This window comes from Nocardia sichangensis, assembly GCF_047200615.1.
GTDB classification, from domain to species: Bacteria; Actinomycetota; Actinomycetes; order Mycobacteriales; family Mycobacteriaceae; genus Nocardia; species Nocardia sichangensis.
This window is the reverse complement of record NZ_JBJZOK010000111.1, coordinates 1-1,242: the sequence shown is the minus strand read 5'-3', so window position 1 is coordinate 1,242 and position 1,242 is coordinate 1. Positions and strand designations below refer to the sequence as shown.

1 protein-coding gene is annotated in these 1,242 nt (G+C 64.0%); it reads right to left on the bottom strand.

The genetic code is table 11. The features are described 5' to 3' along the window. Positions 1 to 1,118, bottom strand: a 1,118-nt coding sequence (locus ACL03I_RS39335) for an acyl-CoA dehydrogenase family protein (protein WP_412808645.1), incomplete at its 3' end; no start/stop codon positions are given. Positions 1,119 to 1,242: the final 124 nt, after the last annotated feature.

The window sequence follows — 1,242 nt, the reverse complement described above, 5'->3', positions numbered from 1 at the left end:
GCGTACGACATGGCGAGCGGGAAGTCGTCGGTGACGCCCGCGCCACCGTGCACTTGGATGGCCCGGTCCACGATCTTCAGCGCGATGGCCGGGGCGGCGACCTTGATCGCGGCGATCTCGGTCTGTGCTTCCTTGTTACCGACGGTGTCCATCAGATATGCGGCCTTGAGGGTGAGTAGCCGGATCATCTCGATGTCGATGCGCGCTTCGGCGATCCAGTCCTGGATGTTGGCATTGTCGGCGATCGGCTTGCCGAACGTGACGCGCGACTGGGCGCGCTTGCACATCAGTTCCAGCGCGCGCTCGGCCGCGCCGATGGCACGCATGCAGTGGTGGATGCGACCGGGGCCCAGCCGGGCCTGGCTGATCGCGAAGCCCTCTCCCTCGCCTTTGAGAAGGTCCTCGACCGGAACCCGTACGTCCTTGAAGTCGATCTCGGCGTGACCTTCTCGGTCGGCGTAACCGAAGACCGGCAGATTGCGCAGCACGGTCACACCGGGTGCGTCGATCGGTACCACCATCATCGACTGCTGCCGGTGCGTCGGGGCGGCCGGATCGGTCTTGCCCATGACGATCATGACCTTGCAGTTCTTGTGGAGGGCGTTGGAGGCGAACCACTTCCGGCCGTTGAGGACGTATTCGTCACCGTCCTTGACCATAGACAATTCGACATTGGTGGCATCGGAGCTGGCCACACCTGGCTCCGTCATCGCGAACGCGGACGCCATAGTGCCGTCGAGCAGGGGTTTCAGATACTTCTCTTTGTGCTTCTGGGTGCCGAAGAGCTCGAGGACCTCCATGTTGCCGGTGTCAGGGGCGTTGCAGTTGCACGCCTCGGGCGCGATGTGGCTGCGGCCCATGATCCCCGCCAGCGGCGCGTACTCGAGGTTGGTCAGTCCGGCGCCGGTGGCAGGATGTGGATGGAAGAGGTTCCACAGGCCCCGCCTTCTCGCCTCGGCCTTGAGTTCCTCGAGTATCGGCGGATGGAAATGTGGATCGCCGGCCGCGCGCATCTGCTCCTCGTACACGGTCTCGGCCGGGTATACGTGTGCATCCATGAAATCCAGCAGTTCGTTCTGCAACTGCTGGGCACGTTCGGAGATGTCGAACAGGGACATGAGAACTCCTGACGGGTCCGGAGGGAATCGGGGGTGCGGCGCTCGTTGTGGCCGACGACAGCCTCGACGAGGTCGATGCCGCGGGAGGACCTCAGTCCTGCGCCAGCACCTTCGTCTGGTAGCG